10 protein-coding genes are annotated in these 15,800 nt (G+C 32.4%); 1 reads left to right on the top strand and 9 read right to left on the bottom strand.

What is annotated here, in order from left to right; genetic code table 11:
• The 9 genes from BM371_RS05550 to BM371_RS05510 form a co-directional block, all read right to left on the bottom strand.
• A complete protein-coding gene (locus BM371_RS05550; RefSeq protein ID WP_131430949.1) occupies positions 1-1,197 on the bottom strand; it encodes a hypothetical protein in 1,197 nt (398 codons plus the stop codon).
• Between the two features lie 5 nt (positions 1,198-1,202).
• A complete protein-coding gene (locus BM371_RS05545; RefSeq protein WP_034676664.1) occupies positions 1,203-2,978 on the bottom strand; it encodes an AAA family ATPase in 1,776 nt (591 codons plus the stop codon).
• A gap of 9 nt (positions 2,979-2,987) precedes the next feature.
• On the bottom strand, positions 2,988-5,375 hold the full coding sequence (locus BM371_RS05540; RefSeq protein WP_034676662.1) for an ATP-binding protein: 2,388 nt from the start codon (positions 5,373-5,375) through the stop codon (positions 2,988-2,990).
• A gap of 30 nt (positions 5,376-5,405) precedes the next feature.
• Positions 5,406-6,551 (bottom strand): cysteine desulfurase family protein, encoded by a 1,146-nt coding sequence (locus tag BM371_RS05535; protein ID WP_034676660.1) that lies wholly within the window; start codon positions 6,549-6,551, stop codon positions 5,406-5,408.
• A 53-nt stretch (positions 6,552-6,604) separates the two neighbouring features.
• Complete coding sequence (locus tag BM371_RS05530) at positions 6,605-9,805, bottom strand: sacsin N-terminal ATP-binding-like domain-containing protein (protein ID WP_034676659.1); 3,201 nt, start codon at positions 9,803-9,805, stop codon at positions 6,605-6,607.
• Positions 9,806-9,963: 158 nt separating this feature from the next.
• Positions 9,964-10,473 (bottom strand): hypothetical protein, encoded by a 510-nt coding sequence (locus BM371_RS05525; protein ID WP_143106481.1) that lies wholly within the window; start codon positions 10,471-10,473, stop codon positions 9,964-9,966.
• A gap of 305 nt (positions 10,474-10,778) precedes the next feature.
• Complete coding sequence (locus BM371_RS05520; protein WP_034676658.1) at positions 10,779-11,189, bottom strand: hypothetical protein; 411 nt, start codon at positions 11,187-11,189, stop codon at positions 10,779-10,781.
• A 212-nt stretch (positions 11,190-11,401) separates the two neighbouring features.
• Entirely contained in the window at positions 11,402-11,578 is a 177-nt protein-coding gene (locus tag BM371_RS05515) for a DUF3606 domain-containing protein (RefSeq protein ID WP_074958544.1), read from the bottom strand.
• 95 nt (positions 11,579-11,673) lie between these two features.
• The gene (locus BM371_RS05510; protein WP_034676657.1) at positions 11,674-11,967 is read right to left on the bottom strand and encodes a helix-turn-helix domain-containing protein; all 294 of its coding nucleotides are present in this window, start codon (positions 11,965-11,967) and stop codon (positions 11,674-11,676) included.
• Positions 11,968-12,625: 658 nt separating this feature from the next.
• Here BM371_RS05510 and BM371_RS05505 point away from each other — a divergent pair.
• On the top strand, positions 12,626-15,697 hold the full coding sequence (locus BM371_RS05505; protein WP_034676655.1) for a SusC/RagA family TonB-linked outer membrane protein: 3,072 nt from the start codon (positions 12,626-12,628) through the stop codon (positions 15,695-15,697).
• Positions 15,698-15,800 lie beyond the last annotated feature (103 nt).

Genomic DNA, 15,800 nt, shown 5'->3' with positions numbered 1-15,800 from the left:
CTAATTTTCTAAATTTGATATTATTTCACCAGTAAATTTTGCTAATGGTCTCTTACCAAAATTGTTCTCATGAATATAATTGCCATATACAATTCTTTCAATAAAATTCTCATCAATTCCCGAATTATCTCCTAAAATAGATTGCAATTCCTCTATTTTAGTCCTATTATAATAATATGCCTTATAAATTAACTCTTGCGCAATATCTTTATGATTATTGTACAATTCTTTAGTTTTAAAAGTTTTTAATGAATTATTAATCATTGTCATTTCACTATTTTTCAAGCTTGGACTAAAATCAAAATCAATTTCAAATTGATTGGTATTGGGAATGACAGTTTCTATTTTCAAGTCTGTATAGTGTAATTTAAATGTAATTTTACTTTGATTTAAATTTTCAAAAGGATGCATATGTTGTTCTTCAAAAAAATTCTTCGAACCTTTTAAATTAGAATTACAAATATGACAACTTGGAATTAAGTTGTAAATTGATATTGAAAGAAAGGGGTACAAAGATTTTGGATAAAAGTGATCTAATTCTGCACGTGTTCTACCCGAGTCTGTTTCTAATGTATGAATGTAATTTCTGTTACAATATGGACAAACTGTAATGCCTAAATCTGTTGTATATTTATATGCGTTCCAATTATCGTTTATTTCGATAAATTTAGAGTAATCAAAAATAGATTTCAGTAAATCATTCCAAGATTCTAAATTGGAAGATATATTATTATTAATATTGTTAAATCTGCTCTTTAGTACACCGATATTTAATCTATCATTTTTACCTAGTCCATAAAGCATTTCCATTGAAGAAAATCTTTTATCTAAATAAATCATTCTCGCTTTAATGTTTTTTTTATGGGATAACCATGCCTCTCTATTAATTTTCAACCATATAGAATTCCATCCACCAGTAACAATAAAATCCTTATAGAAAGAAAAGACTTCATTAGAAATAATAATACCTTTATTAATAACTACCTCATTATATTGGTCAATTAATTCCCTTATTTCACTAGGTTTACCAATAATTATTTTCTTCAGTAATTCGTGATTACTAATAATTCGAAATAGTGCTCTTTGTTTGCTTGGTAAAATATTCTGGTTTTTATATTCCTCAATTTTTTTATATCCAATTGAGTTTTCGAAATATTCCCAATGTTTATCTAATATTTCTTTCGGTATTTCTCCCAAGTATATCATTCAATTTCCTTATTTAATTGTAAAATTTGTGACTTATGCCATTCAATTAAAGCTTCTCTCCCTATCATCTTTACATATTTTTGCAGTTCTTCCTCCAGTCTAATTCTTAATACAGGCTCTCCGATCATTGAAATCAATTTTTCATACTTTTCTAGAGTTGTTTTATTAACGTATTTTAACTCTGACAAAATATTTGATATTTTAATTCTAGCAAATTCTCCTATTGCACCATTGATTAAGAAAAATTGTTTATTATACAGTTGATGAATATTTGCACCAAAAGATGAACTTTGATTTAACTGCCTATCAGGCTTACAGTCTTTGTCCAAAAGTATAACATTCTCCTTTGGTAAATCGGATATTAAAAATGGTGAATGTGAGGTTAATAGTAATTGTATATTGATATTTGTAAATATTTGCTCTAGAAACCAGATCAAGTCATTTAAAAAGTTTTTTTGCCATTCTGGATGAAGGTATAAATCACCTTCGTCAATACATATTAGAATGTTTTGATTGTTAGGTTTAGTAACTTTGCTACTTAAATCAAATAACTGAGAAAACAAATTAAGGTAAGCTTTCAAACCAGAACTTAGTTGTGACCAATCATGCGTAATCAAACTTGAGTTATTAAATGCGATTTGATTATCTAATAATATTTTCTTGAAATCATCATTAAAGTCTACAAGTATGGAATTGTTATAGTTATCAATCTGACCTAAATTGTACACAACAACTTTCCCGTCTTCATCTTTTAAAGAAAATTGATTAATTAAATTTTTATATGAATCAAATTCATCTTTTTTTAATGTATCAGAATCCATCTCATTTATTCCTGCAAGGAACAAAACTACTTTGGGATGTAGAATTCTAATGGCTTCAGCAAATCCATCACTTCCAACTAAATTAACTTCCTGCAATATTGGACTTATGTCAAGTTTGCTTTCGTATAAAAAACATAGCAAATTAATTACTAAACCATAATAAAAACGATTTGCATTTGAAGAAGACTCTTCATATATAGCTTTACGATATCTTTTTAAGATTCCGGCTAACCTTTCATCTAGATCATTTGCTTTTTCGATTCTTAAAAACGAAATAGGATTAAAAACAAATCTGACATTTTTTATAGGCGAGTCTTTCGTATTTAATCTCTTCCAAGTATCTTCAAAGAAAATAGAACTGACAAAATCGATTTTGTTTGATTGTAGTTCATTTAGTTTATTAAAAGAATAGTTGTAGACAGAACTATCATTAAAGATATGCTCTTTATTATCTGCTACATTGGAATAAAACATTGACACCCAATTTTTATCAGGTTCAATTTTGGGTACATTTTTGTTCAAACAAATTAGGGTAGAAGTATTCAAATTATTATTGTTAGTTTTGCCGAAAAAACATAATTCGTTATCTTTTTTAAAAACTAGGATATAATTTGATTGTAACTTATTTCTGCTACCTATACTAATAGCAGTCAAAATAAAATCGATTATATTACTTTTTCCTGATGAATTTTTGCCTATTAAAGCACATATTTGTGAGATAGTTACATTATTTTTATTTTCGATTTGAAAAAAATCTTCCAAATAATGTTTTTCATCATTAAAAAGTAATTTAACATCATCTTCTTTTAAAACAGATTCTCCATCGACTGTATTTACGATTATTTCATTTTCGCCTTTCTTATAATTAATTTCATATCGATTTGAAAAATTAAATCCAACATTTTCAATGTTTCTAAATTTTTCAACCCAAACAAATAATAGTTGATCCATATCTATAACTTAATCTTCCAAACTTCCAATTAGTTGCTCCATTCCAAAATTCAGTAAAAAATCGGAGTAATAGCTATCAAATACATCACGTATGTATTCATCAATAGTTATTTCTTCGTCATTATTTTCTAATGATTGAGACAGTTTGTAATTTTTCTTTTTAGTAATCATATATAGAAATAACGAATGGAAATATACAGATGCGATATATCTTTTCTGAGCAACTAGTATTTGTTCCTCATTCTTTAATTTTTTACGATAGTTTAAAAAGACGTTACTGTCTAGGTTAACGTAAATTTTTTCTAGAATATCTCCCGATGCCACAGGATTCATCACAGTTTCATAATTCATAGCGATACCTTGGCTCTCCAAACCTTGCCATTGGTCTTTTGTAATTTTAACTAGTTCAGGCAGTCCCATATTACTAAAATCCTCTTCCTCCTTGGGTGCTGTTTCTTTTTTCTGTTGCTGATCAACAATTTTGAGAAAAACAATCTCCTGAAAAGATTCAGAACCTGCACCTTTCAAATTAGCCTCAATTTCGATTTCGTCACCTTGTCTGAGTTCAATATCAGGATTAAAGGTTATTTTAATAGTTCCTTTATCAGGACTCGATTTTATAATATTTAATAATTCTCCTGGTTCTTTTTGGTTTCCTTGCTGATTACCACCATTCGGTTCGTTACGTTTGACTTTCAAGATACTAACTTGTAAATCCCCAGGGTCATCCGTCCTGTCAAAATAATGATCCTCGACATCAGTTTCAAATTTTAATGTCTTCTCACCTCCAACAGGTACAGGGATGGGATTATTAGCCTTACTTTGCAATTTGAAAAAGCTAGGAAAACGTTCAGGCTTAAATGGTTTATGTTGCTTTTCCTGAGGTTTATTACCATTAGATTCTGTTTTTTCAGGTTTGTCTCTAGTCTTTTCGTCAAGTTTAAGTGTGTTTTGTATCAATTTGAACAGGTCGCTATCTTTGGATAAGTTTTTAGCAAAGTTCTTTATTAACTCAGAGGTGTCTTCACTTTCTAGTCCAATAGAATCCTTTCTACGCTTATTTATTTCATCAAGTTTGGATTTTGTCAGTTTTGTTTTTAAGTAATCTCTTAATTCTTCAGCTTTTGCTCCATTCTTTAGACGATCACGGGAAGCCATAAAAAGATCTTTTCTAAACTCATACTTCATTTTCGAACAATCTACATTAATCAATAAATAATCTTTAAGTAAATTGTATTTCAAACTTCTGGTAATAAATTCAGATGTGTAATGACCGTGTACTTGCCCATTCATTGAAAATAAGACAGACATATTATTTTTAAAATAACGTCTTTGAATATCTGCTTTTGTTTCTTTGACTGTTTTTCCTTCCTGTTTTGGTTTAAAAACATAGCACGTAACTTTCATTTTTCCAAAAACAATATCGTCATAATCCTCTGAGAACCAATCTTCTACATAATCTTTTTCATCTTCTAGGCGTCGTTGAAGTCCATACACGGTAGTTTGCAATACTTTATTATTAGGATAACGCTCTTTTGTGTCAATTGTGAATATGGGTAGAACCGGTTTAAATAAAAATTCATTTAGGTTTTGATTCAAATCTTGCGCAAAACCTGAAATGCCCTTCATTTGATAAGAATACATCTTAATGATTGAACCTGTGGTAAAGTTTCTATTGAGAAGCTTTAAATCCATATCGCTAACATCGAATTGGGGCATTTTTCCATCAATTTTCAGATATTCGTACCAAGTATTTTTTTTAGTGGTTAATTCTGCTTCTGAAAGAGGGTGCTCTCTAACTAAAGTAAATCCAAATTTGCCTGTCCCATCAAATTTTTTAGATCCAATCAATTGATATCCTTTTGTTCCACAAAATACAATAGCACCACTACCTCCCATATTGTATTTACCCTGAACAAAATGAATTTCATTTTTATTCCCTTTCATCAATGATAAAAAAGTATTTTCAAAATCTTCAGGATGTTGACCTTCGCCATTATCATATATAATAACTGAGCTTTGTCTCGTTGGACCATCGGCAATGATTTGTATATCTTCTGCTTGTTTTCTTCTGAATGTATTAAGATCCCAATTTTTACTATCTGGAAAGAATTTTTCTAAAGCTTCATCCATCGATTTAGGTGCGTCTACACTTTTAGGATCGATTCCCAACTCAATGCACTTTTTCATCAGAGTTGCATCAATTGAATTTGTAACCTTCTCTACTAGAGCCGCGATAGGGTTGGACTGCTGGTTTTCAATGATGCTAAAATTCGAATCATTTCCACCAATTGGAACCCAATTCTCTTTTTTAAAAATATCCTTAGATTCTTGTATCGTTTTTTCAACATCTTGTTCTGTAGCACTAAAATATAATTGTTCAAATAATTCTTTCATGGTGTTTTAGTTAGAGTTTTTTTGATAGTATTATGTTTGAAAATTATTTACAATTTCTTTGACCTTACTAATGGTGTAATCAATTTTTTCTTGAGTATTATACTTACTAAGGCTAAAGCGGATACTTGAAAATGCATCTTCACTACTTAGCCCCATTTCTATTAAAACATGAGATGGCTCTATCAGTTCAGAGTGACAAGCTGAGCCATTTGAAACACAAATATTTCTCAACATACCGATTAGAAAATCTGCCTCTATGTTCGGAAAGCATATATTCGTTATATTATGTAATCTTTCTGCTGAATGCCCATTCACAAAAGTTCCTTCAATTAATAAAAGTTCTTGCTCCAATCGATCACGAAGTTTTTTAATATATTCAATGTCCTGATCCAATTGATTAAGGCTAATTTCTGCACATTTACCAATTCCAACAATTCCAGAAGTATTTGATGTACCACTGCGTCTATTGTTCTCTTGCCCACCGCCATGAATTAATGGTACGAATTTGTTTTCTTGCTTGTAGTAAAATCCTCCAATTCCTTTTGGAGCATGAAATTTATGTCCCGAAAATATTAAAAAATCGATATCAAGATCTTTAACATCAACGGGAATCTTACCTACTGCTTGTGTAGCATCTGTCATCATAAGAGCTTCAAACTGATGAGCGATTTTTGTGATTTCCTTTATATTTTGAATTACTCCAGTTTCGTTATTAGCTAGCATAACTGAAAGTACAAGGGTTCTTTCAGAAATCACATTTTTTAAATTAGCTATGTCAAGAATTCCTGATTGTAAAACAGGGAGATAAATCACTTCGAAACCTATTTCTTCAAGATATTTACAGGTGTTGAGAATGGCTGAATGTTCTGTGGCTACCGTAATAATTTGTGGCTTTGTGGTTTTATCTGAATTTGCCACAATCCCTTTCAGTACTGCATTAATCGACTCGGTAGCACCAGAAGTAAAAACTATTTCGCTAGCATCTGCATTTAATAAATTAGCAACCAGCTCTCTAGCGTTCACTATTTCATTTTTAACTTTTTTTCCCATTAAATGAGAACTGGAAGAATTAGCATAAAACTCGGACATGAACGGAATCATTTCTTTGAGAACATTATCATCTATTCTTGTAGTAGCAGCATTATCTAAGTATATATAATCTTTATTTATTAGCATTTTAATAAATCTGATAGTATCAAATATACTTATTTTCGTGTATTAGTTTTTCATTATATACTATCAACATTAAATTCAGCAGTTTTTATGTGAGTAATCAGATTTAATACTAATGTTTCAAAACTATGTCCTTTTTCAATAATATTTTGAGGGATAACACCTCGATAATCAGTTAAATGTACTTGGTCTTCTATTCTTTCTTCTGCTATAATGTTATTTTCAACAAGTGGTTTTACATTAGTTCCGATATTATCAATAATTTTTACTAACGGTAAAATATCTTCAATTGGAAGATTGTATTTATTATTTTTACCTTCATAATATGTTACATCTACTGAGCATAAACAATATTTTTCCCAATTTAATGCTGCACGTTCTAATTGAAGTTTGCTCATAGTTACAGAATTTCTTTTGTCCCATCTCGATTTAACTTCAATATAATAGATTGGCTCACCGTTTAATCTAATAACAATATCCTGACCTCCTTGTTCGTTTTTGGACTCAAGGTTGTCAACTAAGATTTTATAGTTTAGTTGTTGATCCAGTTTGGCTCTTATTTGGTTTTCAATATAAGTTCCAATCTTATATTTATGTGCAAAATTCGATTGAGACTGTTGTTCGTCAATAATTATATTTTCCGCTTTATTGATAAGTTCTTCAAAATTTTCCTGTTGAATTAATTTTCCAATTTTTTTCAGTTTCTCACTATCTAAAGTAACAATAGCAAAAATATCATCCTTAGTCTCTTCTTTTGTTACAACAGAAATCATGATATTTGCTTTTTTATCATCTAATTGCGGAAAAAGGTTTTGATATTCTTTATCGGTCAGTTTTGGAATAATCTTTAAGATTATATCTTTATGAGTATGAGAATCAATATTAAAAACATTCTCTTGGAATATTATATTCTCTATTACCGTGGTTAAATCTCTATTGTCAATATAATTAGCTTCCGGAAGAAAATCATTAAAGTCGGATATAACTAAAATTTCATTAATGTCTTTTCCTGTTGTATCTAAATAAATCTTTTTGATGATTTCTTTGACACCCAAATCTCTTTTTAAATTTTCTAACAAATGGAGTTCAAACAATTGATTAGGATAAATTTTGCTTTCCTTATATATTTCTTTATAACTATCATCATTTAACGAGCAAAAGTCAAATAATAATTTTTGATTTTTTTGAACCCATTCATTATTATGTAATGCTACGAGATTAAAGAATATTTTTATTAGATTTTTACGAGTTGACCTATATTCAATATTTTCACTTTCCTCACTTAAGAGTTTAAGTTCAGATAATTCATCTTCTAAGCCATAATACTGACATATTTTTTTGATTAATTGATTAGGCTTACTTAAAGATTCTTTATTATTTACTATCATACAATATCTTAGTAAAGAAATAAAATAATCGTTGTCAATTTTATTGGCTGATTCAACTAAATCTGAATGATAATGTTCCAAACTGAGATTATTAGAGAAATAAATAAAATTGGATAAATCTTTTTGATCCAATGAAATTTTTATATCATTTGAAAAATTTCTGCGATTGAATTCTTCCAAATTGAAATTGAACAAAAATTCCTTATGAATAAGTTTGTTTATAGAATCAGGTATTAATGTTTTACCCAATGTAATTAAATTGCTATCTAAATCTTTAGCTAATAGTAAAATACCTAGTTTATGAAATTTACCATCAATATTTGGTATTAATTCTAATGAGCTAAAGTAAGCTGAAAATCCTTTATCTATTAAAAAAGAGTAATATTGATTTAAAGTTTTTGCATTAAAATCATCAAGTTTGCAGACTCTTATTTTTTCCAATAAATCTTGGTGCGTTATAAGTTTAATCTGATCATCATTCCAATTGATGACATTTTTACTCCATTTGATAATACTTTCTTTTTGTGGAATTAAATTGTAAAATTTTGAAAGCAATTCAAAGCAGCAATCAAAGATTTCAGAATTAGTATCCAAAAAGTCTTGTGATAAAAAGACAGTCTCTTGTACTGTTTTGTAACCAGATAAGGTATTTACAAAAGGAAGAGATTTGAACTTGCCATTCCATGTTGTTTGCAGTTTTTGAAAATATTCGTTTAAAAGAAAATCGTCCGAATTTGTTTTAAAGTTAATTGCAGAATATAAAAGAGGATTGTCTACCTCTATTACATTGCTATTTAAAAAATCAAATATTAACGTAGTACATTTTTCAATAATGTCTTTATTTTTTTCCTCTTGGTCTTTAACTTGATCCTTATCGCTATTTAAATGTATTCCATCCCTAGGTTCAGTAGGTAGAAAATTTTTACAATTTATAATAAAATTTATTCCAAAATCTTCAGAGCCAATTAATGGGTAATATAAAAACAACCTTGCTATACGCTCATTAAATTCAAAAACCTTGTGATTCTTGTTAATGGGTAGAATGATTTCTATTTCTTCTTGTTCGTCAATGATACTATAAATAAAAATTTCCTCATTATTTTTAAGAACAACTGTTTTGTATAAGCAAATATCTTCACTAGTTTCTACTTTATTCTTTTTTTCGAAAGAGTAGGTACACACATTCTGATCTTGGCTGATTACCGTTATTTTATCGAGCCTATCATTAATAGTAAATACAAATGGAATGTATTCATCCAAATCTGTTTTTGATTTTTTTATATAATCAAGTTCTTTAGCAGTTTGGGGTAGGTATGTAAAAGATGTTAAAAATCTGTCAATATTTATTGCACTCTCATTTTTTAATATGTCATATACTTTTTTCTTTTGCTCGGATATATTATCACTCAATAGTTCCCATGTTTTGGGAGTTCGATCTATTTCAAATTTATTAATTGGTAAGTAGAATTCGCCTGTATCTAACACTGAATCAACAAAAAATTTTCTACCAAAAGTATGGGTTGTCAAAAATCCGGTTCCATATTTCCCTACCTCTTTAATATCTTGTTGCTCACCATATTTTCCGCTAACTTGTTTAATTAAAGAAATAAGTGATTTTGTGTTAAATGGCTTTCCGTTGTGAGAAAATGATATTTGATTATTACTGTAGTCTATAATAATTTCGCATTTTGAGCTAAGATCACAAGCATTTTGAATTAGTTCCCAAATCGCACGATTAGATGAAAAGTCATTAAATTTTTCAAAATCCCGTAACATTTTATCTGCATGTTGTTTTAGATCCGAACGCTCATCATCTCTTATTGTTTGTTGAATTATTTCCTCTCTATTTGTTGTTTCTGTGTTTATCATTATTAGTTAACTGGTTTAAATAAGCAATTTAAAAAGAATTGGAAGATCGTTTTTACTGAAATCCGTAAAAATTGTTTTTTTGTTGTTTTTCTCCTTTAATTCTAAAGGTAAGTTTTTGTAATTCGGTAAATTAATTTATAAAGTAATTCTCTTTGTGTTTACTGTGAGATACAAACGGCTTGTACAATTTCCCATTTATTGTCAATGAAAGTACTTTTGTTTTTATAGTTCTTCGTTATTGCTTTTACGGCTTTTACAATCCCATAGCCAGCTGCACCTGCCGCTATGGGAACAGCCGCCGCAACAACAATTCCAGCTGCTGCACCTGCACCTACTGCACTGCCTAAAACAGCTAAACCAGACATAATTCCAGCTCCTGAAAGTCCCACAAACCCTAACTCGCCAACAATGGCGGTTAAAGTTGCAAATCCTAGACCTCCACCGGAAAGAGTTCCTAAAACTTCTGAAATTTTTTCCCTTTCCGTTTTAGTCATCTTACTATATTTTTCAATGCCTACAGTCATAAGTATTCCAGTCTGTTTTAACATTTCATCACTTGGAAGACTGTTACCGTTTAAAAGACGTTCCATTGTAGCCAAAGAGCAACCAATAACTTTGGAAACTTTTTTCTTGTTCAAGTTGTATTTATTGACAAAGTCGTACAGCATTTCGCTGTAGTTTTCTCGTGTTAAATTTTGCATAAAATTTTGAGGCTGTTAGTTTTTAATCAATAAAAATAAAAAAGAAATCTAGATGAGTATTCAGTATTTTTACTGAATTTCCCTGAAGAATATTGATAAACAAATTTTACAAAAGTAAAAATCCCAACAATGTCAGGATTTTCAAGTTTGTAATGTGTAGTGCTATTAGGTTTGCTTTGAATTTTCTATAAACTTATAAATGGTAGACCAGCTTATTGAAAAAATTCATTAATAAATCCCTCGATAATTTCCAAGCAGTTTTTAGAGAATCTTTATAAAATTTCAATACAAATTAAAACACCTTCTGTATAACTATACCCGTATCCAAACCCATAGCTTCCACCACCACTTACTTTTTCTGTGTCTGATAATAATCTTGGTGAACTTGATATACCTTGAGAACTAAACTGATAATTATAACGTCCTGAAGTAATAGGGGAAATAGAAATTACTCTTACATTTTGAGAAGACCACTTCTCGATTTCGTTGTTAATATCATTAGACAATCTTTCACCATCAATTTCTGAATCAGACCATCCTGTAATCTTTTGAGATGCTACTCTTTTAGTAACTGGTTTTTCACTACCCAACCAATTCTTTTTTATTTCTCCGGTCGGAATATTTTCAAAAATATCTTGTATAATTGGTTTGAAATAGGCAGGAATAAATATGGTTTTTATCATAATGATAATTTAAAATTTAACTTTTGTTATTTTCTTGGAAAAAATGACAATTTTGAAAAGAAACTGAACCTGAACAGGATGTCGTTTTAGGCTATCATATCAAATATACATAAATTAACTTTTACTTAAAAGAATGACACTAATAAATAACAAATCCCAACTATTGTCAGGATTTGTTACTGAAATAAAAGTTTTCATAGTGAAAACCGACATTATTTTCCAAGATACTTCTGGACTGCAGCAGCAGAAGTTCCGACAGCCTTTACAGCTTCTTTCAAACGTTCTTTCGTAACGCCAAGTTCTTTAGACCAATAGTCTAGTTCCCAGCTTTCGTTCACATTGACCTTATTTGCGTCTTGGGGTCTTCTTTTACTTAAATCATCGCTCATAATAAATAATTTGATGGTTAATAAAAGTAAAGGTAAAAAGTTTGTAAATAAAATAATTACTGTTTTCCGTAAAACAAAAAAAATCCCAACTCTCGTCAGGATTTTTTTGTCTTTCTAGGCTCTGCTTTAAGAATATTATTTTCCTTCATATAAATGGCAAAATCAAATTTTAGAGCGAAAAGAATTTGTGGTTCAATGCCGGCAGCTAAAGATATTCTTACCAATGTTGAGAGTTTAGGAATATTTTCCTTGTTTATTAGTCTATAGATTTGTTTGCGATCAACATTTGCGGCGGCGGCTAAATCAGCGATATCAATATCTTTCTCCTCAATTACTAGTTTTATGTAATCAGCGATTGCAATAAAATATTTATCATCAATATATTTCATTGAATAAAAGTGACATATTTGTCAAAATTATCATTGACAAATATGTCACAAATCAAAATTTTTATTATATTTGTAAAATAAGTTATAGAAATGTAATTTTGCGATACTTCAAAGAATTATAGAAGCTATTCGCTTAGAATCTCGTATCAGAAAACTGGTAATTTAATGCTCACGAGGGGATAAGTAGAAAGCTCACGTCTTAGGCGTGGGCTCTCTTATCTGTGAGCAAGGTATACCAGTACCCCTGATACAGTAAGTAGAGTTCCACGCTGTTTTTTTCCAATGTTGTCCGATATCATCTCTACACCCTAAGCTGCTTTCTAAAAAAATAATAACAGACTGTATGATACAATGGGGTGTACAACTCATTGCGGCTTTTAAGCTTACACGGGACACAAATTTCATTCATATTAATTTTTTTAAGATGTGCTGGGGCAGGAGGTTTTGCTATGTCTTTAATGAGACTTCCTCCCAAGCATCATCGCAGTAAACTATGTCTATGCTAAAAATAAAACTGAATTTTTAAGAAACAGAAAGTAGAGCATAAAGAATAACTAGCCATAGAAAAAAGAAAGCCCTCTTAGCACTATAAGTATTGTGGAATTTACGCAGTGCAGAAGAGAGCCTAAAATTTAACGAATTAAATCTTTTCAAAAGTATGAAAAAAAACTTTTGCAGCCTGAGTCATATCCAGTTGGCTTTTGGCTTCACCTTGCTAGCCTCCGGCGTAGCAATAGGGCAGATGCGTGTGATCACAGGCACTGTTACAGATAATACTAATAATAAACCGATTTCAGGGGTAAGTATATTTCAGGAGGGTAGTGATACGGTTGCTACTACTAATAGTTCTGGTATTTATAGGGTTCAGGTATCAGGAGAGAATCCTGTGCTTGTCTTTAAGCATCCTGATTATCCTGAACAAACAGTTTCTTTAGGAGATAGAGTAGTTGTTGATGTCTCATTAGGTAAAGAGAATGAAAGTGAGAATGATAAAGGAATTGGGAGTGAGAATGGGAATGGGAGAAAGAATGAAAATGAGAAAGCAATAGAGGAGGTCGTTCTTAATGCAGGGTATTACAAGGTAAGGGATAAGGAGAGGACGGGGAGTATTTCTCGTGTGTCAGCAAAGGATATTGAGAACCAGCCTGTCACCAACGTTCTTGCTTCAGCACAGGGGAGAATGAGTGGGGTTTCGATCACTCAGAACTCGGGTACACTGGGAGGTGGATTTGATATTCAGATCAGGGGCAGGAATTCATTGCGAACACGGTCTAATTCGGAGATTGATGGTAATCAGCCGTTGTATATTGTGGATGGTGTGCCTGTAGGGGGTGGCGTGAATTCAAGGTATGGCGGAACGGTACTGGCTATGGCGAATGTGAATCCTCTGAACAGTATTAATCCGAATGATATTGAGAGTTTTGAGATTCTGAAAGATGCGGATGCTACGGCTATTTATGGTTCACGTGGTGCGAATGGAGTGGTTCTTATTACGACAAAGAAAGCGAAGAAGGGGAATCTCAGGCTGACATTGAATTCCTCATATGGTTTGAGTCATGCTGTATCGGGATTGGAGATGATGAATACGGAGCAGTATATTGCGATGCGTAAACAGGCTTTTGCCAATGATAATATCTCTGTTTATCCTGCCAATGCGTATGATGTGAATGGGACTTGGGATCAGAATCGTTTTACGGATTGGAGAAAGGAATTGATTGGCAGTTATGCCACGCTTTCAAATTCACAGCTTTCATTAAGCGGTGGGAGTGATACGACTTCGTTTTTATTGAGCCTGGGGCATAATGAGCAGACTACAGTATTTGGTGAGGATTTTAAATATAGGACGAATACGGTGTCTACTAATATAGCGCACCGTTCCCAGGACAGGAAGTTTAGCCTGAATATGTCGAACCTTTTTTCTGCATTGGACAATAATGTGCTGACTTCGGATATTACCAATACTTCGTATTTGCTTCCTCCGAATGCACCGTCATTGTTTGATTCTTCTGGGAATCTGAATTGGGAGAATAATACGTTCAATAATCCTCTGGCTACTTACCGGAATACTTATACCAATAACCAGCTTCAGTTCCTGAATAATATTACGACGGAATATGAGGTGGTCAAGAATCTGAAGCTGAGGCTGAATGGAGGATTGACCTATCAGACGTTTGAGGAGTGGTCGCTGCGTCCTCATACGGCTAACAATCCGTCATCGGGGATGACGTCGGCTCAGTCTGCGGCTTCCAAGAGTAATCAGAACCGTTTTTCATTGGTGGTTGAACCACAGGTTAATTATTCGTTTAAGATGGGGAATCATGCCTTGGATTTGCTGGTTGGTGGAACGTATCAGCGGGATACGAATACGAATTCGGCGATTCAGGGATTTGGTTTTGAGAGCAATGTATTTATCAATAATATTGGTGCTGCGCAGACCAAGGTTGTTTCCGATGATGTGAAGACTGAATACCGCTATGCTGCTTTATTCGGAAGGGTTAATTATCAGTATGACGGAAAGTATATTGTGAACTTTACAGGACGAAGGGATGGAAGCAGCAGGTTTGGACCGAACAATAAGTTTGCAACATTTGGTGCTGTGGGTGCTGCCTGGCTTTTTTCGAAAGAGGAATTTTTGAAGGAGAGTTTATGGTTGAGTTTCGGAAAGCTTCGGGGGAGTTATGGTTCGTCGGGAAGTGATAATATTGGTGAGAACCAATACCTCAACACGTATGTGACCTCAACGCTAATTTATAATGGAGTAGTGGGATTGATTCCGTCCAGGCTTTATAATCCTGATTTCAGCTGGGAGAAGACCTTGAAGTTTGAAACTGCACTGGAATTGGGGTTGTTCAGGAATAGGTTGAATGTGACGGCTGCGTACTATGATAACAGGTCTTCAAGCCAATTGTTGGGTTATCAGCTTTCGGCAGTAACAGGTTTTACTTCGGTATTGGCGAACCTTGGGGCAACGGTTCAGAATAAGGGTTGGGAATTTGAAGTGAAGGGTGATTTGGTGAGGGGTTCTGATGATTCTTTTTCGTGGGATGCAGGATTCAATATAAGTTTTCCGAGAAACAAACTTCTGTCTTTTCCGGGGCTTGAAGGTTCTTCTTATGCCAATACCTATGTTGTTGGACAGCCTGTGAATATCATAAAGCTGTATCAGCTGAATGGCATTAATCCTTCTACCGGGCAGTATGCGTTTACGGATTTTAATGGTGACGGTAAGATTGCTTCACCTGATGACCGTCAGGTGATCAGGAATTTGGGACAGAAGTTTTATGGGGGTATGACGAATGACTTTCAGTATCGGAACTGGAATCTGTCTGTGCTGTTGCAGTTTGTGAAGCAGGAGAGCAGGAATTACAATAGTTTAATGGCTTCGCCCGGACTGATGAATAATCTTCCTGTAGAAGCGCTGGATGTCTGGTCGCCTCAGAACCCCAATGGTTTTTATATGCCGTATCATGTGGCACCGACTGCTTCTCATCAGTTGTTTCAGGTAAGTGATGCAACGGTGTCTGATGCTTCTTTTATCCGCCTGAAAAATGTTCAGCTGGCATACCGTATGCCTTTGGAGGGAAAACTGTTCAGGGAGGTGAAACTTTATTTTCAGGGACAAAACCTCTACACGTGGACGAAATATTTCGGGGTGGATCCTGAGTTTAGTTCGGTGGGTTTTCTGCCGCCTTTAAGAACATATTCATTTGGGGCAACATTGTCCCTGTAATCTTAAAATCCTATTAAACTTTAAAAAAGAAATTCAATGAAATTATTGATTTATATATTGACCATGGCAGGAGCGTTGTGCCTGATGACAACCTGTGTTTCCT

Source organism: Chryseobacterium formosense, from assembly GCF_900116415.1.
GTDB lineage: Bacteria > Bacteroidota > Bacteroidia > Flavobacteriales > Weeksellaceae > Chryseobacterium > Chryseobacterium formosense.
This window is presented reverse-complemented; position numbering and strand designations above follow the sequence as displayed.